Source organism: Leclercia sp. UBA1284 (assembly GCF_002308415.1).
Lineage (GTDB): Bacteria > Pseudomonadota > Gammaproteobacteria > Enterobacterales > Enterobacteriaceae > Enterobacter > Enterobacter pneumoniae.
The window spans coordinates 181848-202830 of the sequence record NZ_DBUS01000008.1; the positions used below are offsets into that span (position 1 = coordinate 181848).

A 20983-nucleotide genomic window follows, 5' to 3' on the forward strand; every position below is an offset into this window, starting at 1 on the left:
CCCGGCCTTTCTTATTTATGCTTGCGGCACACTCTCGATGCGGGCGCCTGCCCGACGGGCGGTTACCGGCATAATATCCACCTTGCTGACGTAGCCGTCAGGATCAAGACCGCGGTTGTGCGTTTTGGCCTCACGCAGGATCGCCTCATCCCAGTAGACACGCTTACGTTGGTCACCCTCGGTGGTCAGGATAAATTCGACATCATCCCCCACGGCACGATAGCGCCGCCAGCTATTGGCCGGCACAGAAACCACGGAGCGCTCTGGCGCAATGATGGTGACCTCTTCGCCCTGCGGGTTCCAGGTGATCTCGAGCGTGCCTTTGAACACCATGATGACCTGGATATCCGGGCACAGGTGACGCCCGACCTGATGCTCTGCCTGCAGGCGCAGCCATTCGACGGAAAAACCGTGCGGCTGGGTAATGGGCGGCGCCGCGTGCTTATCCTGAGAGATACCGTAACCTATGACCGGGGCAATCTCGCCGCCGTGACCGGGCAGAATGCTATCCAGCAGCCCCGTAGAGGACCAGCGGCGCGCCTCACCGGTGACCGCACGCTGGCGCATCTCTTCCACAGAGTAGTCGCGCAGGGCGGCAATCTCTTCAGGGGGAAGCGGGGCGAGCAGATCGGCCTGATCGGGCAGGGTATCCCCCGCGTTGACGTCGATCAGCATATTGTCTTTGCTTAAATAGAGGCCGTACTCGCTGGCGGCCTTCAGAATCGATGGGTGCCAGATAATCCCTCCGGTATTGTTACCGCCAAGCACGGTATAGACCATACCGGAGGTCTCTTCTGGGCTCACATTGGTGAAGCCCCGGAAAATCCAGGTCGGAATGGTGAGGATCGCCGGGGCGCTGAACTCTGCCTCATGCTCGCCGTTGGCCCCCCAGCGAAAACGCCAGGTTCCTTCGTGGATAAGAAAGACCTCCGCGGTGAAATGCAGATGCAGGTTATTGGTCACCCCTTTGGGCATCGCCGCTGCGCCGATGTTAAAACCGTGCGGTTCGGGGATATTAACCACCTGGGCCGAAGACTGGGTCACGCCGGGGCCAATAAAGGAGTAGTTCTGCTTCAGATGCGAGCCCGGCAGCTTACAGTCGATAAACGCCAGGTTGCACGAGACCATATCTTCCGGGGCCACCAGGCGGCTGCGGGCCTGGGCTGGGGTTAAGGTTATTGCTTTCATATTCACTCCTGTTAATAGCCGGACGCGCCGGTAGTCGGGATCTGCTGGCCGCGAGCCAGGGCAATGGCTTCACGCGAGGCGCGGCCAAGCTGCATGACATCATTTGCTGGCGTAACGAACTGGAAGCCCTGTGCGATGCGGTTTGCCGCCGCCGCGCCAGAGGTGCAAAAAATGCCGGCAATTTTCTGTTTTTGCCGACAGCGGCTCACCACGCGCTCAATCGCATCGAGCATCTCCGGGTGGGTCGACTCGGCGCTGGCGGCCCCGGTAAGGGTGAGCGAGAGATCGTTCGGGCCGATAAAGACCCCGTCCAGCCCGTCGGTATCAAGGATGGCATCGATATTGGCCAGCCCTTCGCGGGTCTCGATCATCGCCAGGGTCAAAATTTCGCGGTTGGCGTGCTGCGGATAGTCTGCGCCGCCGTAGAGCAGGCCACGCGCCGGGCCAAAGGAGCGGATCCCCTCTGGCGGATAGCGGCATGCCGAAACAAAGTGCCGCGCCTGCTCTGGCGTGGAGATCATTGGAAAGATCACCCCGTAGGCTCCTGCATCCAGCACGCGCATAATTTGCGCGGGCGTGCTGTCGGCCACGCGCACCAGCGGTACGGCAGGGGTGGCAGAGAGCGCCTGCAGCATGGCGAGAGCGCTGGCAAAGTCGATCATCCCGTGCTGCAGATCAACGGTGACGGCGTCGTAGCCCTGATGACCCATAATTTCGGCGCTGTAGCTGGAGGGGATCGCCAGCCAGCCGTTAATAACCGGGCGGTTCTCTGCCGCCGCGACTTTCAGTTTATTGATGCGCATTGAGGGACTCCATAATCCAGTGGCGAAGCGGGGCGGCGGCGCGTTCTGCCGCTTCCAGCACAAAGAAGTGCCCCGCAGAGTGAAGGCTTAATCGGGTGGCGCCGGGGGCGCTTTCGGCGGCCTGGCGATGGTGCTCCGGGTTACAGACAGGATCCTCATCGCCTCCCAGAATCACGACCGGGCAGGTAAGGGCATTGAGCGCGCGGCGGTTATCGCGGCGGCTAATGGCAATCTCGCTCTGTCGGGCAAAGGTCGCGCTGTCGGTCTCGTCGGCCATCTGACAGATCAAGTCGCGCAGCGCCGGGTTGTTGAGGTTGTCGCGGGCCACGTACTTATGCCAGAGGGCGTCGGCGATCCAACGGGCGTGGCCTTGCTCCCGTGCGGCCTGCACTGCGGCACGCCGTACAGGGGCGTTTTCCGGGCGATCGGCCAGCGGGTTCACCGATAGCAGCGCCAGGCCTGCGAGCCGTGTCGGGGCGTCTGCCGCCATCTGTAGCGCGACGATGGCTCCCAGCGAAAACCCTGCCAGCAGAAAGCGCGGCGGCAGCAAGCTGAGAAGTCTGCGGGAGGCCTGCTCTGCCGAATCATCTCTGGTTAACGTCAGGCAGGTCACCGCCGATACGTTGAGCTGCGCCACCAGCGGTTGCCACAGGCGGGTGTTACACAGGGTGCCGCCAATCAGCACCAGCGGCAGGTCGCTGTTATCGATAGGGGTCATGTTGCAGTCCAGCCTCCGTCGACCATCAGTGCACTACCGGTGATCATCCCTGCGGCATCGGAGGCGAGAAACACCACCGGCCCCATCACATCCTCCACCCGGCCCAGCCGCGGCAGCTTAATATTGCCCCGCACGTAGCGATGGAATTCCGGGTCGCTAAGTGACTGACGCGACAGTTCGGTTTCGATAAAGGTCGGGCAGAGCGTATTTACCCGAATGCTCGCCTCTCCCAGCTCCAGCGCCATGGTGCGCGTCAGCCCTTCAAGGGCGAATTTTGACGCGCAATAAACGCTGCGCTGTGGGCCACCGACGTGGCCCATCTGCGATGAGATATGAATAATCGATCCCGCAATGCCGTGGCGCTGCATCCGGCGCGCCACCTGCTGACTAATAAAGAAGGTGGCGCGCAGGTTGAGCGCCATCACGTCATCGAAGTTGGCTTCGCTCACCTCCAGAAAGGGCTGGTGGCGAGCCAGCCCGGCGCTGTTTACCAGGATATCCAGCGCCGGAAGTTGAGCCAGTGTCTCCTGCACCCGTCCGGTGTCGGTGATATCCAGCGCCAGCGGGTGTAGCGTCAGATGCTCTTCGGCTGCAAGCGCCACGGCGTGTTGTAACGCCTCCCGGCTGCGGGCGGCGATCCACACTTCAGCCCCCGCGGCGGCCAGCGCGACCGCACAGGCGAAGCCCAGTCCTTTCGATCCGCCGGTGACCAGCGCCCGCTTGCCGTGGAGAGCGAACGAAGGCGTATGGGGAAGCGTCATGGCTATGCCTTCTCTCTGACCGGGGCCGGGGTGGCGTAAGGCACATCGGTATTGCCATAACGACGCACGCGGACGTTGGCCTGTTCCGCGTGTCCGGCAAAGCCTTCCAGCAGTGACAGGCGCGAGCAGTAGCTGCCGATTTCGGCGGTGGCCTCGTCGCTCAGCACCTTCTGCCAGGTGCAGGTTTTCATAAATTTGCCCACCCACAGACCGCCGGTGTAACGCGCGGCTTTCTGCGTTGGCAGGGTATGGTTGGTTCCGATGACCTTATCGCCGTAGGCGACGTTGGTGCGCGGGCCGAGGAACAGCGCGCCGTAGTTGGTCATTCTGGCCAGGAACCAGTCGTCGCGATCGGTCATCACCTGTACGTGCTCCGAGGCGATGCGATCGGCCTCTTGCAGCATCTCTTCGTAGCCGTCGCAGACGATCACCTCGCCATAATCTTCCCAGGCGCGGCGGGCGATATCGGCAGTAGGGAGTTTCGCCAGCAGGCGTTCGACTTCCGCCATTGTCTCTCTGGCCAGTTTCTCCGAATTGGTGAGCAGAATGGCGGGCGTGGTGACGCCGTGCTCCGCCTGGCCGAGCAGGTCGGTGGCGCAGATTTCGGCATCGACGCTCTCATCGGCAATCACCAGCGTCTCGGTTGGGCCGGCGAAGAGGTCGATCCCCACCCGGCCAAAGAGCTGGCGCTTGGCTTCGGCAACGAAAGCATTGCCTGGCCCCACCAGCATATCCACCGGGGCGAGGGTGTCGGTACCCAGCGCCATGGCGCCGATCGCCTGAATGCCGCCCAGGGCATAGATTTCCGTTGCCCCCGCCATTTTTTGCGCGGCGACAATGGCGGGAGCGGGCTGGCCGTTAAACGGCGGCGCACAGCTGATAATGCGTGAGCAGCCCGCCACGTTGGCGGTGATGATCGACATATGCGCCGAGGCCAGCAGCGGATATTTACCGCCCGGCACGTAGCAGCCGACGGCGTTAATCGGGATATTTTTATGGCCGAGGATCACGCCGGGACGGGTTTCCACTTCCAGATCCAACAGGCAGGCTTTTTGCTGACGCGCAAAATTAAAGACCTGCTGCTGGGCAAATTCGATATCGGCAATATCCTGACGGCTGAGCTGACGCATGCAGCTATTTATTTCGGCATCGCTCAGGCGATAATCCTGACGGTCGTAATTATCGAATTTAATGGCTAATTCACGGATGGCTTTATTCCCGCGCTGTTCAATATCCGCAAGAATTAACTCCACAGTTTCTCTTATTTGCAGCTGAGCTTGTTGGCGCTCCTGCACCGGTTTACTGACTTTTAAATGACAGGCCACAATAAACTCCTTACAACTTGAGGATGAGTAAATCCCTCCCGGGCATCCAGGATGGAAGATAAATAAGCTATTTACTGGTCGCGAGCGGAGGCGAATTGTCCGTTCGGCGCTATTTCAGTTTCGGGTTTTAGCTGGCGGTTATTTACCCAGCGCACAGAAAGCGGCGTAATAATGACGGCAACAACCGACAGGGCGGCAATAACGAGATATCCCGACGCCAGATTAATATGTTGCAGCATCACGCCCATTATTACCGGGCCGATAAACATGCCCAGGGAATAGATGGTCTGGAAAAGCCCCATGCGGGTTGACTGCTCATCCGGGGTGGTATTGACCACGCTCAGTGACATAAACGCGGCAAAGGCCATACCAAACGAGAATCCCGCCAGTGCCTGCAGAGAGTAGATAAGATACCAGTTGTCGGTAAACGGAATACCGAGCGTAGAGAGGATCTGCAGCACAATCCCGATTACCGCCGTTTTCATTACGCCCAGACGTTTATAGAAGACGGCGCTGCAGAGGGCGATAGCCAGGGCATAGAAGATAAGGTGGATATTGCTCAGCAGGGAAAGGATACCTGCCCGGCCACCGAGCTGTTCGGCATAGATGGGGGTTAGTGTATCGCGCGTGGCGAACGGCACCAGAATCACGATGGTGGCCAATATGCCTATCAGCCATACCGACCGGTCACTCAGCTGTTTACGTGCTCCGGCGATACAGGCCTTCAGCGTCGGAGCTTGTACGGCATCGTGCACGTCCTGGATGCGGGTTGTCAGGATCAGCGCCAGCAGCCCGGAGACGCAGGAGAGGAAAAAGGCGATGTTGTTCTCAAAATAATGAGTCAGTAATCCGCCAATGCAGTTGCCGATAAAAACACCCACCGGCCCGGCCAGCGCCAGCAGTGCCACCGCGGCAGGGGCCTCTTTACGATCAAAGTAGCGAATAAACAGGATGTTATACAGAACCCAGGTCGCCGCCGTCACGCCATCTGCTGCCTTCGCCAGATAGAGAGTGACCGCGTTAGGTTCAAGCCAGGCCAGCGGCCAGGTAAACACGGGCAGCAACAAGCTGATCTGAATGAAGATTTTACGGCTTTTCACCACATCGGAGATGATCCCCAGCGGGAAGCGAATCAGCAGGGTTGCCAGGCCACTGGCGCCCATGATGATGCCCATCACCTGCGGTTCGATACCCTGTTCCAGCATCATCGGGGCCAGGAAGGCATCAATACTGTGAATACAGATAAAAAACAGGATGCTAATGATAAAAAAGAGCCGGGCTTCCGGTCTGCGCAATAGTGCTCGAAACATGATTGTGAGCCTCTGATAAGTAATGGTTTTAAACCAATCAAGAACGGCTTTTACCGGCTCCTTCCCTCTGGTTGTTTCTCCGTTTGCCCGGTATCGTTGACGGCATGAATTGTCATGAATACGTATTCAAGAATTGAAGTTACGAAAAGGTTTCAATTTTGTAAAGTGACCTAGTTAACATTGTGAGAATTTTGATTTTGCCTGTTGCATACGCATGCAAAGATGGTGTAAGTATAAAAAACACCCTCTTTTTTAACGTCGGTAAATTCGCGTTAAGAAGAGTTCAGGAGGAGGACCGGGGTAATGAAACGTAAGAGTTTTGCGGCGGTCACGTCGCAACAGGTGGCGCAGCTGGCAGGCGTATCACAATCGGCGGTATCACGGAGCTTTACGCCCGGGGCGAGTATCTCCCCCGCAACCCGTGAGAAGGTGCTGAAAGCGGCCCGGGAGCTGGGGTATCGCCCCAACGCGATTGCCCGCTCTCTGAACACCGCCCGGTCGCGCATTATTGGCGTGGTTATCTCCTATTTCGATAACCAGTTCTATCCCCAGGTACTGGAGGCGTTGGCACAAAAGCTGGATACCCTGAATTATCACCTGTTGCTGTTTGTGGGGGATAGGGATGGCAACGTGGACCGGATTTTTGACCAGATCATGCAGTACCGGGTCGACGGCATCGTACTGGCGTCGGTAACGCTGTCGCTGGATCTCTCAGAAGAGTGTCTTGCCGCGGGGATCCCGGTGGTGCTGTTTAACCGCAGCGAAGAGAGCGGCATGGCCTCGAGCGTTAACAGTAATAACGAGGCGGCGGCGCGGCAAATCGCCGAGTTCCTGCTGGCGGGTGACCATCAGCGCTACGCTTACGTGGGCGGAGTGGCTGACTCGTCGGTGAACATCGCCCGCCAGCGCGGCTACCTGACGGCGCTGCAAGAGCAGGGCATCGATGATGTGCAGGTGGTGAATGGCAACTATGACACCAAACAGACCATTCGCGCGGCCTACAGTCTCTTTTCAACCCCCCCGGTACCGGATGCCATCTTTGTGGCAAACGATCATATGGCCATCACAGTGATGGACGTTGCTCGCTATGAGTTTGGCCTGCAGGTACCGGAAGAACTCTCGGTGATTGGCTATGACGATACCGGCCCCTCCGGCTGGCCCTCATATGCGCTAACCTCGGTTTCGCAGCCAGTGCAGGAGATGGTGGAAGCCGCGGTGGACCTGCTCATGAAGCAAATTGAGAGTGACACCATTGAGCCAGAGCAAATTACCGTGCCGGGCCAACTGGTCGTGCGGCACTCTGCCCGCCGTCCACGCAGCGGCGTTGTCGAAAAAGAGGGTGTGTCCCTGTTTCAGCCTCAGGAGGTTAAATGAGCAGATTGCCCGGCTTCAGCCCCCAGTTTGATTCTATTCAACAGTTTATTACCACCCTGACGCACGTTGTCTGGGAGCAGAAAGACATTGGTCAACTGGCCGATTTTTACGCCACGCCGGTGGTGTTTATCACCCCAGAAAAGCAGCTGACCGACCTGTCGCAGTTTATGCGTCATACCCTGGAGGCGATGTACAGCTTTCCGCAACGCAGCGTGCTGACAGAAGATATTCTCTGTACCGAAGCCCCGGACGGAGAGTACTACACCTCTCAGCGTACCGTGGCCGCCATTCGCCATCAGGGGGAGGGCTTTTTCGGCCCGCCAACCGGTAAGAGCGTGTGGGTGCGTACCTGGGCGGATCGCATCTGCGCCGACGGGGCGATTCGCCAGGAGTGGTTGTTGCAAGACCGCGCGGCCATTGTTGCCCAACTCGGGCTGGACGTGCGTGAGTTCGCCTGCAGTATGGTCAACGCCCGGGCGCAGCTTGGGCTGGAAAACACGCCGGCAGAGGTACTGGATGCGCGCTGGGCGGGCGGCCCGGACGGGGATGATGTGGAAGGGCCCATCGCCGGAGTGATTGAGCGTTACCTCACCATGTGGGCGGGCGGTAACAGCGGCACGGTTCCCGGCTTGTATCACCCGGCGGCGACGTTATATGCCCCAGGCCACTGCATGGGCACCGGCGAGGCGGAAATTAGCGCGCTACTCTCTGGTTACCGCGCCTCGTTTGCCGACAGCGAAACCCAGTTGCATCATTTAATTGTGCGCAAAGATGCCAACGAGCCGGTACGTATTTCGCTGCGCTGGTCATTATTAACCTGGCATGACGGTTACGGTAAATTTGGCGCACCGACGCGAAAACCGGTTTCAATTACCGGAATTAGCCAGCTGGAATTACGCGACGGTTTAATTATTCGCGAATATCTCGGCATTGATGAATTAGCTATCTGGTCTCAGATTGTTAGTCAGTAATTTATTTTTATAAAGATATTTTAATAACTACATTGCCGCAATAACCATTGCGGCATTCAAATCCTCCATTTATTTGGAGGCGGAAATCTTATTGTCTGAAAAACACTGAACATCTACGCAGGAGGTCCTATGTCTTCAACTGAAGTAACAAATAAAGCTCCAGCAGTACCCGAAAAAAATAATGGTAAAACGCAGCGCGATGAGCCGGTATTACAAGTCGAGCGCCGCGACTTTATTGATCTGGTGCCCGAAAAGCGCCCGCGGGTGCAATCATTGAGAGGCTTTGATGATTGCTATACAGATATTGTCGATTATATCGTGCGTTGTACCCATAAAATTTGGGACGAACGCGACGTGGGATTAATTTATACCCACTACACCCATAACTGCGTGCTTTATAACGCGCTGGGCACGCTTTACAACCGTGAAGAGGTGGTGCAAGACACCCTGAAACGACTGGTGGCTTTCCCGGAGCGCCGCGGCATGGCCACCCAGGTGATCTGGAACGGCAATGACGTGGACGGCTTCTACACCTCGCATCTGGTGACCGGCTCCGGGCGCCATACTCAGTTCAGCCATCTGGGCCAGCCGACCAACCGCACCTTTGTGACCCGCACCGTCGCCGACTGCATGATCCATGAGAATAAGATCTACCGCGAATGGGTTGTGAGCGACAACATGTCCATGATGAAGCAACTGGGGCTGAATACCGATGAGATCGCCTGGAATATGGCGAAGGAGCAGTTTGATAAAGGTTTCCGCGTAGTGGATATCGGTGAGAATGGCCGCATGCTGGGCCAGTATCCGCCAGAGATGGAGTGCGATATCTCCATCGCCCATACCGACACCGAAGAGCAGTGCCTGCGCTGGATGCACGAAATTTATAACCGCCGGATGCTGGGCAAAATTAAAGAGGTGTATGCCCCGAACGTGCAGTATCACGGCCCACTGATGAAAGAGCTGTATGGTGTGGCGTCCGTCACACACCAGACGCTGGCGCTGATCGGTATGATCCCGGACGGCGCCTGGTTGCCCCAGCATATCTGTTCTAACCCGTGCGATGAGGGCGGCGTGAAAGTGGCGATCCGCTGGATCCTAGAGGGCCATCACCTGGGCTATGGCGCGCTGGGTAAACCGACCGGGGAGCGTCTGTTCGTGATGGGCATGTCCCATTACCACATTAAGAACGGCAAAATCGTCGACGAGTGGGTGGTGTACGACCATCTGGCTCTGCTGGCACAAATCAAGCTTGGCCAGATGGAGGAGGCATAATGTCTGTACAGTCGATCGTCAACCAGGTTCGCTGGATCAAGCGCCCGCAAGGGCAGGATGCGCAGGCCGATCGCTCCCTGACGGAGACCGTAAGCGGCGTTATTGCACGCGTGAAGCAGGAAGGTGACGCGGCATTACGCGACTTCTCGCAGCAGTTTGATAAGGTTGTGCCGGAGCAGTTTGAGGTTTCCGGGGAGGAGATTGCACAGGCGCTGGCGGAGATGGATCCGCAGACCCGCCGCGACAGTGAGTTCGCCATTGCTCAGGTGCGCCGTTTCGCCCAGGCACAATTCGCCACCATGTTGCCGCTGGAGGTGGAAACCCTGCCGGGGGTGCACCTCGGGCATCGTATTATTCCGGTGCAGACCGTGGGCTGTTACGTGCCGGGCGGCCGCTACCCGATTCTGTCGGCGCCGGTGATGTCGATCGTTCCCGCGACCGTGGCAGGCTGCGAGCAGATTATTGCCTGTCTGCCGCCGGGAGCGCATCCGGCGATGATCGCCGTCTGCCATCTGGCAGGGGCGCATCGCATCTTTAAGGTGGGTGGCGCGCAGGCGATTGCGGCGATGGCATGGGGCACCGACAGTATTCCGGCGGTGGATAAAATTGTCGGTCCTGGCAACGCGTATGTGAATGAGGCCAAGCGCCAGGTGTTTGGTAAAGTAGGCATTGATGCGCTGGCCGGGCCGAGCGAGATCTTCACCGTGGCGGATGACAGCGCCGATCCGCGCATCCTCGCCGCCGACCTGCTGGCGCAGGCCGAACATGATATTCATACCCGCGTCGGGCTGGCGACCACCAGCGCGGCGATCGCCGAACGCACGCTTGTGGAGATTGAACGCCAGTTGGGGAACCTGCCTACCGCCGCCACGGCGGGAGAAGCCTGGCGCCGGCAGGGGGAGATTGTGGTTTGCGACACCGAAGCGCAGCTGATCGCCTTCGCTGATTATATGGCCACCGAACATCTGCAGGTGCATACGCGCGACCCGCATGCTACTGCCGCGAAGATCCGCAATTATGGCTCGCTGTTTATCGGCCAGAATGCCAGCGTGGTCTTCTCGGATAAATGCTGTGGCACCAACCACACGTTGCCAACTATGGCCGCGGCGCGCTATACCGGCGGATTGTGGGTGGGGGCCTATGTGAAGATCTGCACCCATCAGTGGATTGATGAGGAGGGTATTGCCGCCATTGCGGAGCCGGCAATTCGCCAGAGCCGCACGGAGGGGATGCAGGGCCATCGCCGCGCGGCAGAGATCCGCCTGCGTCCGCAGGAGATTGACGCCATTACCGCCGGTACGCGGGATTAAGGCGTTAAACAAGGCAGGCTGCGGCCTGCCTCTTTTTATTGAGGTGAGCGGCTTATGCCAACCCTGCGTTTGATTCCGCCGCAGGACTGCCGGGAGGAGGTAGCCCGGCGCCTGCAGGTTATAGAGCAACACCAGCATCTTAACGCCATTCTCGGCGTGAACCCCGACGCGCAGTCAGAGGCCGAGCGTCTGTGGCAGCGGCGGCGCAGCGGTGCCGCCACCGGGCCGCTGGACGGTGTGCCGCTTATCATTAAAGACAATATCGCCTGCGCCGGAATGCCGCTGACGCTCGGCTGCACGGGGCTTTCATCGCTCAGGGCAGAGACGGATGCCGTGGTGGTTCAGCGCCTGCGTGCAGCGGGGGGGATTATCTTGGCCCGGGCCAATATGTCAGAGTTTGCTTTTGACGTTCGCTCCCGCAGTTCGCTGGGCGGGGATGTGCTTAATGCCTTACAACCTGGCGTAACGGCCGGCGGCTCGAGCGGGGGCAGCGCCACCGCCGTGGCTATCGGCATGGCAGAGGGAGCGCTGGGTACCGATACCGGGGGATCCATTCGCATTCCCTGTAGTTATGCCGGGCTGGTGGGGCTGCGACCCGCTTTTCGCCGTGCGCAGCTATCGGGCGTGGCGCCGCTCTCCGTCAGCAAAGACACCGTGGGGCCGATGGTGCATACCGTGCGGGATGCGGCATTGCTGCACGCCATCATCCATGGTGAACCGCTGAGTCCGCTGTCTGCAACTTCCCTGAAGGGCGCGCGGTTTGGGGTTATCAGCGCGCTGGAAGGGGATGACCCGGCGCAACACCTTGTCTGGCAGCAGGCGCTGGAGAAGCTACAGCAGGCGGGCGCAATGCTCGTTGAGACAGAGTTGCCGGTTCTGGCAGAGATTGAAACCTCGCTTTGCCTGAGCCTGTATGAGTTTCGGGTGGCGTTCGACGGCTGGCTTGCGTTGCAGCAGCACGCGCCCACCAGCCTGCGGGGGCTCGTCTCATCAGGAGCATGTCTGCCGGAATTTATTCCATTGCTGGAAAAAATGCTCACGTATGAAAAGCTGAAAACAGCCGAGTGGCTGGCCGGACGTCGTTTTCAACGGCGTGTGCGCCAGGCGCTGGGCATTGCCGCTGAAAGCCAGCGCCTGGATGCGTTTCTTTATCCTACCGTGCAGCGCCAGCCTGTGAGTCTGGAGAAAATGCCGCCGGGCTGTGCGCCGGAGCTGGCGGCAATCAGTGGCTTGCCCGCGATTACGCTGCCGTGCGGCAGGGCGGAGACGGGGTTGCCGGTGGGGATGGAGTTGCTGGGAACCGTGCGGGAGGAGCGCGCGTTACTGGGGCTGGCGCTGGGGGTGGAGCAGGTTTTTGGAAATGGAGCGTTTCAATAGGGGCGTTGCGGCAGGTATATTGCCATGCCTGCTACCCCAGTTATGCTTTTTGGAAGAGAGAATGCTTTCTAAATTACTGAAATACTTCTTTAAGCCCAGCCATAGTAGCCCGCTTGATTATGACAAGCTGCATCTGCTGGATGCCGAAAACCTTGCGGAAGAAGGGAGCGGCGATGCCTATAAGCGGCTCTTACCCGAACTGAACAAGTATCTTGATAACCCGGCTGCGCTTAGCGAGCAGCGCGATCCCGATATTCCGTTTTATAAAGTGCAGTGTAATGGCGATGAATTTCTTATCTACTCTGGCGATCTGGCGGAGAGTGAAGCCGAAAGCTGGATTCGGGCGACGTTTTGTCTTTTTTCGGTTATCAACAAACAGCTTGCCCATAGGGGAACACGGTTTTATGCGATTGATTCAGGCAATGATCCAGGCGGGATGTTTTTGACAGAGGAAGAGGTTATGCGTGCGCAAAAAAGGCTGCGCCGTAAAAGTGATTGGCTTTATATTCCGATGGCGGAGGTGCCGTGGGAGAGGTGTGCTAAGTGAAGTGAATCGGGCACAAAAAAGCCCGCAGGGCTTGCGCCGTGCGGGCTCTTAGGACTTCATCGGATGACTCTGGTAATCACCGATGGAGAATTTTGGTGGAGCTGGCGGGAGTTGAACCCGCGTCCGAAATTTCTACATCCTCGGTACTACATGCTTAGTTTGTCTTTACATTCGCACGCCAGCTGCGGACAGACACGCCACTAACGAACTAGCCTGATTAGTTTTAGCACTTCAACCCCAGGCAGGGCATCCGCGCGATCTCTTTTGGGTTTGACCTCTCTTGATCCCCGTCTTAAGAGCGGAAGCTAGGGAGAGAGGGCTCAGAGCAGGTTATTAAGCTGCTAAAGCGTAGTTTTCGTCGTTTGCGACTATTTTTTTGCGGCTTTTTACGAGGCAAACCGCCCCTCGGCATGCACCTTGGGTTTCGCAAATCCCGTCGAATCCAGAATCAGCCCCAATAGTGTTGAACGCAGTATACCAGATTTGTCGTCCGGGATACCAGCTCATAACCTAACTTATTGAATTGACCAATAAGTGCGCAGGATTTATCGGCCTGCGTTTTTCATGATACGTGCTTTGTCGACCTGCCACTCGCGCTCTTTCACATCAGAGCGTTTGTCGTGCTGTTTCTTACCTTTCGCCACGCCAATTTTGACTTTGCACCAGGCGTTTTTCCAGTACAGCGACAGGGCAACCACGGTATAGCCTTCGCGATTGATGCGCCCGTAAAGGGACTCCAGTTCGCGCATGTTCAGCAGCAGCTTACGGGTGCGGGTCGGGTCGCAAACGTAATGCGTCGAGGCGACCGTCAGCGGCGTAAAGTTGGCGCCGAACAGAAACGCTTCGCCGTCTTTAAGAATGACATAGCTATCGCCGATGTTAGCTTTACCGGCGCGCAACGATTTTACTTCCCAGCCCTGCAGCGCAAGGCCGGCTTCGAATTCTTCTTCAATGAAGTATTCATGGCGGGCACGCTTATTGAGCGCAATGGTTGCCGAGCCGAGTTTATGTACTTTTTTCTTCGTCATAAGTGTCGTGAAGCCATAAGTAATCTGATGTCAAAAGTCACCTCATTGCGTCCTGTGAGGCCTAACGCGCTATCTTAGCACGAGATGAGGCTTAGCGTTTTTTTAACAAGCGATAAATGTTATTATTTAGTGGTTGTGTGATCATGGAAAACGCTATGCCTCAGATTAGTCGTACTGCGCTTGTTCCGTTCAGTGCGGAACAAATGTATCAGTTAGTGAACGATGTGGATGCTTATCCAGAGTTCCTTCCGGGATGTACCGGAAGCCGGGTGCTGGAATCTGGCCCGACGCAAATGACCGCCGCGGTTGATGTCTCGAAAGCGGGCATTAGCAAGACGTTCACGACCCGTAATACGTTGACCAACAATCAGAGTATTTTGATGCAGCTGGTGGATGGCCCCTTCAAGAAGTTGATGGGTGGCTGGAAATTTACTCCGCTTAGTGCTGATGCCTGTCGTATCGAGTTTCATCTCGACTTCGAATTCACCAATAAGCTGATTGAGCTGGCGTTTGGTCGCATCTTTAAAGAGCTGGCGGCGAACATGGTGCAGGCGTTTACCTCGCGCGCAAAAGAGGTTTACAGTGCCAGCTAAAATCGCTGTGGAGGTGGCCTACGCGCTGCCGGAAAAACAGTATCTCCAGCGCGTTTCCCTGGAAGAGGGGGCGACGGTGGAAGAGGCTATCCGCTGCTCCGGTATTCTGGAACTGCGCAGCGACATCGATTTAGCGAAGAACAAAGTCGGTATCTACAGCCGTCCGGTCAAACTGGGCGATACGCTACACGATGGCGACAGGGTAGAGATTTACCGCCCGCTGATTGCCGACCCGAAAGAGCTGCGACGCCAGCGCGCTGAAAAAGCTGCAAAATAAGGTCGTCATGCCATAAAAAAAGGTGCTCACTGAGCACCTTTTTTGCATTCCAGACAGCCTTACTCTTTGGTGAGTGCAGGCTTGTTATCGATATTGGTCAGCACACCGCTGCTGTTAAAGGTCAACGTCAGAGTTTGCTGGGTCACGCTCTCGTGGCCAGGCTGCTGACGGAAGACGTAGAACCAGGTCTGGGTGCCGAACGGATCGGACATCATCGGCGTACCCAGGGCATAAGCAACCTGCTGCTGCGTCATACCAACACGAATTTTAGACACATCATTGGGTGCCAGGTAGTTCCCCTGGTTGATGTCAGGGCGATAAACCACACGTTCCAGGGTGGAGCAGCCAGCGGTCAACATCAGGAGAACCGCTGCGGCAGCGGTCAGCGTTTTACAGCGCATAGTGATTTGATTCCTTTTCGGGCCCGAGCAATACGCGACGGCTCATATGTAATATGCCGATGATAATAGACCTTTCACCACTTTAAAACCTTTGGTGCCAGGTCTGGCGGCGTTTTTATTGTTCTGTATGACTCTGAGATCCCGAAAAAGTTTAGGCAGCCAGCAGTTCTTTCGCGTTCGCGAGCGTATTACGTGTTACCTCGCTACCGCCCAGAAGGCGCGCCAGCTCTTGCAGGCGGGCACGTTTGTCCAGCGGCTGCATATGCGTTTCGGTCATTTCACCATCGGTCTCTTTACTGACGTAGAAATGGTGATGTCCGCATCCTGCTACCTGCGGCAGGTGTGTCACGCACATGACCTGGGTGGATTCACCCAGTTGGCGAAGCAGTTTGCCGACCACGGCTGCCGTCGGGCCGCTGATGCCCACATCCACTTCATCAAAGATAAGCGCCGGGGTTTCCATCTTCTGCGCGGTAATGACCTGAATTGCCAGCGCAATGCGCGACAGTTCCCCCCCCGAAGCCACTTTAGAGATGGCCTGCAGCGGCTGCCCCGGGTTGGTAGTCACGCGGAACTCGATGCGGTCTGCGCCCTCTGCGGTGAGATGGTTGGCTTCGAACTTCACCTCGATGGTGAAGACACCGTGCGGCATGGAGAGGGCGTGCATACTCTCGGTAATATGCTGGCTCAGCTCCTGGGCATAGCGCTGGCGAACCTCATGCAGCTGCTGCGCCGTCTCCAGCGCCTGCTGGTGATGAACGCTCACCGCCAGGGAGAGCGTCTCCTGGGAATCGGCCTGATCGTCAAGGAGCTGCTGCTCATCAAGAAGTGACTGGTGGTAAACCGGTAACTCTTCCGGCACCACGTGATGTTTACGAGCCAGAGAAATCTGGCGCGAAATACGCTGCTCAAGTTCAAATAGACGATTCGGGTCGAGATCCAGCCGATCGCAATAATGGCGCAGTTCATCCCCCGCTTCGGAGAGCTGAATGGCTGCTTCTTCCAGCATATCCAGCACGCCAGAGAGTTTGCTGTCCATTCCCGTCAGCTCGGTTACCAACTGACGTACCGTATAGAGCTGGCTTTGCAGGTTAACATCTTCGCCATCGGCGAGCAGACTCAATGCCTGCTGGCTAACCGAGAGCAGCTGTCCGCTGTTGGCCAGACGTTTGTACTCTTCGTCGATTTGCTCGAATTCGCCCGCCTGCGGGTTAAATTCATTCAGCTCTTTCAGCTGATAGGCCAGCAGTTCAGCACGGGCTGCACGCTCCTGGCTCTGTTGTTGATGGTGGGCCAGCTCGCGGCAACTATGGTGCCACTGGCGATAGTGCTCAGCCATCAGCTGAGTGAGTGCATACTCACCAGCGTAACCATCAAGCAGCGATTTTTGATGTTCAGGCTTCACAAGCTGTTGATGCGCATGCTGACCGTGGATCTGAATCAGTAGCTGACCCAGCTCGCGCAGCTGCGACAGGGGAACGGCTGTGCCGTTGATAAAACCACGGGAACGTCCGTCGCTGCTGATGACGCGGCGGAGTAAGCACTCACGGCCATCTTCGAGCTGGTTCTCTTCAAGCCAGCGCTGGGCGGCAGGGGTATCTTTGAGCGCGAAGCGGGCGCAGAGGTCGGCACGGCTCGCGCCTGCGCGCACCATGTCGCCTTCAGCACGGCCGCCCAGGCACAAGCCGAGCGCATCAATGGCAATAGATTTACCGGCACCGGTTTCACCGGTTATGGCGGTCATGCCACTGTGAAAATCGATTTCGAGTTCACGAACGATGGCGAAGTTGCTGATGGTCAGTTGTGCCAGCATAAACGTTTTCCTGTATGAAAAACCATGACTGTTTTTTCATACAGTATAATCTGGTTTTTTATACAGTAAAGTGCTGGATGCAAAATCAGAACAATTTTTTCGACCAGCCGAGCTTAGAGCTTAATGTATTGAAATAGCTGTAATCTTTAGGGTGAATCAGATTGAGGTGGTAATCGCAGCGGCGGATCAACACATCTTCGCCTTCCTGAATCGGCAGCGCGATCTGGCTGTCACAACTGATCTCCAGGTCGCTGCGGCGGTGCGAGAAGCGCAGCCGAATAGTACTGCTGCTGTTGATCACCAGCGGGCGTGCCGAGAGGGTGTGCGGGAACATGGGGACCAGCGTAATGGCGTCCAGAGAGGGGGTCAGAATCGGGCCGCCAGCAGAGAGCGAATAGGCCGTTGACCCGGTCGGGGTTGAAATAATCAGGCCATCGGAACGCTGCGAAAAGGCAAAGGTTTCATCGATATAGACTTCGAATTCAATCATGTGGGCAACTTTACCCGGGTGCAGTACCACTTCGTTAATGGCGGTACTGATGCGTTTCTGGCAATCCTGTGCGCAGACCTGCGCCTCCAGTAAAAAACGCTTTTCGCTGATGTAATGGCCTTCCAGCACATCGGCCAGTTGTTGCTGAGCATTGTCGGGATCGAGGTCTGTTAAAAAGCCCAGGTTGCCGCGGTTAATACCAATCACTTTGATGTCGTAGCGCGCCAGCGTGCGCGCCGCCCCCAGCATATTTCCATCACCCCCAACCACTACCGCGAGGTCGGCCTGCTGACCAATTTCTGCCAGCGTGCCCGTTTTCACCTTGGTCAGCTGTAGCTCCTGGGCGATTTGTTGCTCTACCATCACTTCATACCCTTTGGCACACAGCCAGCGATACAACATTTCATGTGTCGTCAGCGCGGTGGGGTGACGTGGATGACCAACAATCCCAATACACTTGAAATGATTATTCATTTTCTGGAGGTCCTTGTGCGAATGAATGATGACAATGTGGCTTGTTCCCTTGAATCCCGGAAACTGATCCCCATAATAAGCGAAGTTAGCGAGTTGAATGCAGAAAAACGCGGAGAAATTCATGAGTAGTAAAGAACAGAAAACGCCTGAGGGGCAAGCCCCGGAAGAAATTATCATGGAACAGCACGAGGAAGTTGAGGCGGTTGAGCCGGACGCTTCTGCTGAGCAGGTGGATCCGCGCGATGAAAAAATTGCGAATCTGGAAGCTCAGTTAGCTGAAGCCCAGGGCCGTGAGCGCGACAGCGTCCTGCGCGTGAAGGCGGAGATGGACAACCTGCGTCGTCGTACCGAACTGGACGTCGAAAAGGCGCATAAATTCGCGCTGGAGAAGTTCGTCAACGAACTGCTGCCGGTGATTGATAGCCTGGATCGCGCGCTGGAAGTGGCTGATAAAGCCAATCCGGACAACGCGGCGATGATCGAAGGTATCGAACTGACGCTGAAATCTATGCTCGATGTGGTACGTAAGTTCGGCGTGGAAGTCGTGGCCGATACCAATGTGGCGCTGGATCCGAACGTCCATCAGGCAATCGCGATGGTGGAGTCGGAAGAGGTTGCCGCAGGTAACGTGCTGGCGGTCATGCAGAAGGGTTATACCCTGAACGGCCGTACCATTCGCGCAGCGATGGTGACCGTGGCGAAAGCGAAAGCGTAATGGGTACCTGCAGGCCGGGTAGCCACTTCGCTTACCCGGCCTGTAACATCATGACTCTGCCACACTCTCCCGCAGCGGTTTCACCGGCAACACCTTCACCTGTTTGATCATATTGTCCTGCACATCCAGGATATCAATATCGTACTGCCCGATACGCACCCGCGTACCTGCCGCCGGGATCTCTTCCAGCGCTTCCAGAATCATGCCGTTTATCGTCCGCGCTTCATCCTCTGGCAGATGCCAGTTAAAGGCTTTATTCAGCTCGCGCACGCTGGCGCTGCCGTCTATCAGTACAGAGCCATCATTCTGCGGGGTCACCTCTTCAGCAAGGGACGGCGACATGGAGGTAGTAAAATCGCCGACGATCTCTTCAAGAATATCCTCGACCGTGACCAGTCCCTGAATGTCACCGTATTCATCTACCACCAGACCGACTTTTTTCTTATTGCGCTGGAATTTGACCAACTGGGTACTAAGCGGCGTGCCTTCCGGAATGTAGTAGATCTCGTCTGCGGCGCGCAGCATGACCTCTTTGGTAAACTCATTTTTCTCAGTCATCAGGCGATACGCTTCACGCACGCGCAGCATGCTGATGGTATCGTCCAGTGAATCGCGATAGAGCACGATGCGACCGTGCGGGGAGTGGGTGAGCTGACGAACAATGGCTTTCCAGTCGTCGTTGATATCGATGCCGACGATCTCGTTACGGGGCACCATGATGTCGTCGACGCTGATTTTTTCCAGGTCCAGCACCGACAGCAGCATATCCTGATTACGGCGCGAGATTTGCGAGCGGGATTCGTTAACGATAGTGCGCAGCTCATCCTTGCTCAGCGCGCTGCTGATCGTGACATCGGCTTTAATACCCACCATCCGCATCAGCAGGCGCGTCACCATATTCAGCAACCACACCAGCGGCATCATCAGAATAAGCAGCGGCGCCAGCAGGAAGCTGCTGGGGTAGGCGACCTTCTCTGGATAGAGTGCCGCGACAGTTTTGGGCAGGACTTCGGCAAACACCAGCACCACAAAGGTGAGCACCCCGGTGGCGATGGCGACGCCTGCATTACCATACAGGCGCATCCCGACAATGGTGCCAAGCGCAGAGGCAAGAATATTGACCAGGTTATTGCCGATCAGCACCAGGCTAATCAGGCGGTCAGGCTTACGCAGCAGCTTTTCTACCCGGCGGGCGGCGCGGTTACCTTGTTTGGCGCGATGACGTAACCGGTAACGGTTCAGGGTCATCATGCCGGTTTCCGAGCCGGAGAAATAGGCGGAAATAACCACCATGATGATCAGCGTAACGATCAGCGCGGTGGTGGAGATGTGTTCCAGGGGGAACTCCTTGGTTGCTAACTAACAAATTGCTGTATAACGCGGCTACCGAAGTAGGCCAGCGTCAGGATGCCAGCGCCCGCTACGTTGAACCAGACCACGCGGCGGCCACGCCAGCCCTGATGATAATGGCCCCATAACAGGACAATATAGACAAACCACGCCACGATAGAGAGGACGGCTTTGTCGATATTCTCAGTGCTGAACAGATTGTTCATGTAAAACAGGCCGGTACAGAGCGTGAGTGTTAGCAGGACGACGCCAACCTGAGTGATGTGAAACATTTTACGCTCGATTACCATCAGCGGCGGCATTTCATGACTAAAGGCCAGCTTTTTGTTCTTGAGCTGATAATCGATCCATGCCAGCTGCATGGCATACAGCGCAGCAATAATCAGCGTGGCATAGGAGAAGAGCGACAGACCGATATGCACCATCATCCCGGGCGTCGTCTCCAGATGGGTGATGTATTCGTTAGGGACGAAGGTGGCAAAGGCGAGGTTGATCAGCGCAAACGCGTAAACAATAGGCAGCAACAGCCAGCCGCGGTTCTTGGAGGCGACGACAGTCATCACCGTACAGATCATCAAGCTAACCAGCGAACCGACGTTCAACACGCTCAGATTTTGCACGCTGCCGTCGCCAGGAATGATGCGCGACTCCAGCGCAAAGGCGTGACTCACCAGCGCTATCACCGCCGACAAAATAGCCATGCGCCGCCAGCCGCTGTTTTTTTGCAGCAGGCCAGGAATAATCAGCGCAAGGCTGATGGAGTAGGCAACAAGGGCGATCAGTGCGAAAACAGGCATATAGGTGTCGACAGTTGTCTTAATAAGAAAGAGAAGCAGTATAACGTTACGTGACGCCTGCTCCAACCGTTGCATAACAACAAAGCCGC

The 20983-nt window shown here is 56.8% G+C and carries 21 protein-coding genes and 1 other RNA gene; 9 read left to right on the forward strand and 13 right to left on the reverse strand.

Annotated elements, in window-relative coordinates; genetic code table 11:
* Positions 1 to 15: 15 nt before the first annotated feature.
* The 6 genes from B3511_RS18335 to B3511_RS18360 all read right to left on the reverse strand — a co-directional run bounded on the left by B3511_RS18335 (position 16) and on the right by B3511_RS18360 (position 6105).
* A complete protein-coding gene (locus B3511_RS18335; protein ID WP_286787189.1) occupies positions 16 to 1188 on the reverse strand; it encodes a cupin in 1173 nt (390 codons plus the stop codon).
* 11 nt (positions 1189 to 1199) lie between these two features.
* Positions 1200 to 1991, reverse strand: coding sequence for an HpcH/HpaI aldolase family protein (locus B3511_RS18340; protein WP_286787190.1), 792 nt, complete (start codon positions 1989 to 1991; stop codon positions 1200 to 1202).
* Positions 1978 to 2709, reverse strand: coding sequence for an alpha/beta fold hydrolase (locus tag B3511_RS18345; RefSeq protein WP_286787191.1), 732 nt, complete (start codon positions 2707 to 2709; stop codon positions 1978 to 1980). Before B3511_RS18345 ends, B3511_RS18340 begins: the two co-directional genes overlap by 14 nt.
* Positions 2706 to 3470: an SDR family NAD(P)-dependent oxidoreductase gene (locus B3511_RS18350; protein WP_286787192.1), complete on the reverse strand. Its 765-nt coding sequence runs from the start codon at positions 3468 to 3470 to the stop codon at positions 2706 to 2708. The genes B3511_RS18345 and B3511_RS18350 overlap by 4 nt, the downstream gene beginning before the upstream one ends.
* A 2-nt stretch (positions 3471 to 3472) precedes the next feature.
* A complete protein-coding gene (gene hisD, locus B3511_RS18355) occupies positions 3473 to 4795 on the reverse strand; it encodes a histidinol dehydrogenase (protein WP_286787194.1) in 1323 nt (440 codons plus the stop codon).
* A gap of 71 nt (positions 4796 to 4866) precedes the next feature.
* Positions 4867 to 6105, reverse strand: coding sequence for an MFS transporter (locus B3511_RS18360; RefSeq protein WP_286787196.1), 1239 nt, complete (start codon positions 6103 to 6105; stop codon positions 4867 to 4869).
* Positions 6106 to 6408: 303 nt separating this feature from the next.
* On the opposite strand from B3511_RS18360, the gene B3511_RS18365 reads away from it, so the two are divergent.
* From B3511_RS18365 to B3511_RS18390, 6 genes are all read left to right on the forward strand, one after another.
* Positions 6409 to 7479: a LacI family DNA-binding transcriptional regulator gene (locus B3511_RS18365; RefSeq protein ID WP_286787197.1), complete on the forward strand. Its 1071-nt coding sequence runs from the start codon at positions 6409 to 6411 to the stop codon at positions 7477 to 7479.
* A complete protein-coding gene (locus tag B3511_RS18370) occupies positions 7476 to 8450 on the forward strand; it encodes a nuclear transport factor 2 family protein (RefSeq protein WP_286787198.1) in 975 nt (324 codons plus the stop codon). The genes B3511_RS18365 and B3511_RS18370 overlap by 4 nt, the downstream gene beginning before the upstream one ends.
* Positions 8451 to 8579: 129 nt before the next feature.
* Entirely contained in the window at positions 8580 to 9722 is a 1143-nt protein-coding gene (locus B3511_RS18375) for an ester cyclase (RefSeq protein ID WP_286787199.1), read from the forward strand.
* Positions 9722 to 11032 (forward strand): histidinol dehydrogenase, encoded by a 1311-nt coding sequence (hisD, locus tag B3511_RS18380; RefSeq protein WP_286787201.1) that lies wholly within the window; start codon positions 9722 to 9724, stop codon positions 11030 to 11032. The genes B3511_RS18375 and hisD (B3511_RS18380) overlap by 1 nt, the downstream gene beginning before the upstream one ends.
* A gap of 54 nt (positions 11033 to 11086) precedes the next feature.
* Positions 11087 to 12409, forward strand: a complete 1323-nt coding sequence (locus tag B3511_RS18385) for an amidase (RefSeq protein ID WP_286787202.1) — start codon at positions 11087 to 11089, stop codon at positions 12407 to 12409.
* A complete protein-coding gene (locus B3511_RS18390) occupies positions 12393 to 12956 on the forward strand; it encodes a hypothetical protein (protein WP_286787203.1) in 564 nt (187 codons plus the stop codon). Before B3511_RS18385 ends, B3511_RS18390 begins: the two co-directional genes overlap by 17 nt.
* A 93-nt stretch (positions 12957 to 13049) precedes the next feature.
* Here B3511_RS18390 and ssrA read toward each other — a convergent pair.
* Together ssrA and smpB are read right to left on the reverse strand one after the other, a co-directional pair.
* Positions 13050 to 13412, reverse strand: a transfer-messenger RNA (tmRNA) gene (gene ssrA / locus B3511_RS18395).
* Positions 13413 to 13501: 89 nt separating this feature from the next.
* Positions 13502 to 13984, reverse strand: a complete 483-nt coding sequence (smpB, locus tag B3511_RS18400) for an SsrA-binding protein SmpB (protein ID WP_286787205.1) — start codon at positions 13982 to 13984, stop codon at positions 13502 to 13504.
* Positions 13985 to 14139: 155 nt separating this feature from the next.
* Between smpB and B3511_RS18405 the strand changes: the two genes are divergently transcribed.
* Complete coding sequence (locus B3511_RS18405; protein ID WP_040074376.1) at positions 14140 to 14577, forward strand: type II toxin-antitoxin system RatA family toxin; 438 nt, start codon at positions 14140 to 14142, stop codon at positions 14575 to 14577.
* Positions 14567 to 14854: an RnfH family protein gene (locus tag B3511_RS18410; protein WP_040074377.1), complete on the forward strand. Its 288-nt coding sequence runs from the start codon at positions 14567 to 14569 to the stop codon at positions 14852 to 14854. Before B3511_RS18405 ends, B3511_RS18410 begins: the two co-directional genes overlap by 11 nt.
* A 59-nt stretch (positions 14855 to 14913) precedes the next feature.
* Here the strand turns inward: B3511_RS18410 and bamE are convergent, their stop codons facing one another.
* The 3 genes from bamE to nadK all read right to left on the reverse strand — a co-directional run bounded on the left by bamE (position 14914) and on the right by nadK (position 18032).
* A complete protein-coding gene (gene bamE, locus B3511_RS18415; protein WP_040074379.1) occupies positions 14914 to 15255 on the reverse strand; it encodes an outer membrane protein assembly factor BamE in 342 nt (113 codons plus the stop codon).
* 151 nt (positions 15256 to 15406) lie between these two features.
* A complete protein-coding gene (gene recN / locus B3511_RS18420) occupies positions 15407 to 17068 on the reverse strand; it encodes a DNA repair protein RecN (protein WP_286787206.1) in 1662 nt (553 codons plus the stop codon).
* Positions 17069 to 17153: 85 nt separating this feature from the next.
* Positions 17154 to 18032, reverse strand: a complete 879-nt coding sequence (gene nadK, locus B3511_RS18425; RefSeq protein WP_040078426.1) for an NAD(+) kinase — start codon at positions 18030 to 18032, stop codon at positions 17154 to 17156.
* A 121-nt stretch (positions 18033 to 18153) separates the two neighbouring features.
* Between nadK and grpE the strand changes: the two genes are divergently transcribed.
* Positions 18154 to 18747, forward strand: a complete 594-nt coding sequence (grpE, locus tag B3511_RS18430) for a nucleotide exchange factor GrpE (protein ID WP_040074383.1) — start codon at positions 18154 to 18156, stop codon at positions 18745 to 18747.
* 48 nt (positions 18748 to 18795) lie between these two features.
* Here the strand turns inward: grpE and B3511_RS18435 are convergent, their stop codons facing one another.
* A complete protein-coding gene (locus tag B3511_RS18435) occupies positions 18796 to 20085 on the reverse strand; it encodes an HlyC/CorC family transporter (protein WP_207293863.1) in 1290 nt (429 codons plus the stop codon).
* Between the two features lie 17 nt (positions 20086 to 20102).
* A complete protein-coding gene (locus B3511_RS18440; protein WP_046886254.1) occupies positions 20103 to 20894 on the reverse strand; it encodes a cytochrome C assembly family protein in 792 nt (263 codons plus the stop codon).
* Between the last annotated feature and the right edge of the window lie 89 nt (positions 20895 to 20983).